This window comes from Actibacterium ureilyticum (assembly GCF_002285435.1).
Classification (GTDB): domain Bacteria; phylum Pseudomonadota; class Alphaproteobacteria; order Rhodobacterales; family Rhodobacteraceae; genus Actibacterium_C; species Actibacterium_C ureilyticum.
The window spans coordinates 1-700 of the sequence record NZ_NSBT01000003.1 but is presented as its reverse complement, the minus strand read 5'-3'; the positions used below and the strand labels follow the sequence as shown (position 1 = coordinate 700).

The following is a 700-nucleotide window of genomic DNA, read 5'->3' as shown; positions in this document are numbered from 1 at the left end:
CAGGGGCATGAAAACGGGCCGTTTGCAATTTTATGTATCATCAATAAACGACCGTTTAAAAACGAATGCAAGAGGGTGTTCTCTCGTGGTGCTCATCCAAAAACCCTTGGTTTCCTTGCGCTGAGCGCGATCTGAGAGGTTCCACCGGCAGTCGCGCGCGCATACTATATAAAGAGCGAAGGCAACCGCCACAAAATCACTTGGGTAATGTGCAAAAGGACAGTATTTTGCACATATGAAAACCCAAGCATCCGCTTTGACTGATGATTTCAATGACCCCCTCATCACCATCGAGGAGGATGAAGAGGCTCACGAAGAGGATCTCTGGTTTCTGCCGGGACCACTCGAAGAAGAACCGGATGATTTGCCTCCCGGGCCACGGGCAGAACCGCCCGACACTGCTGTCATAGAAGACTGGGCAAAGGCAGAAGGCGTTCACGCTGCGCGACTCGCACGGGTTGCTGGACGCCTGGGTGCTCTGGATGACCGGCTGCTGCGCGGTCCTGAAGGCTGGCGGCACCGCCTCGCACTGATCGAGGCAGCGGAACTCAGTTGGTTTGCAGGGGATCGGGTCAGTGCTGATCGTCTGGCCCTTTGGGTATCGATGCGGCTGTCAGGCGCACAGGATGACCCAAATGCGCTGGCAAGAGTTGGATGGGCTGTTCGGCGCCTGACAGGCGGTCCCGGACCGAAGGCTGAC

At 56.4% G+C, this 700-nt stretch carries 1 pseudogene; it reads left to right on the top strand.

Going from position 1 to position 700, the window contains the following annotated elements:
- Window positions 1–235: 235 nt before the first annotated feature.
- Window positions 236–700, top strand: a pseudogene (locus tag CLM60_RS00015) (hypothetical protein); the annotation flags it as partial.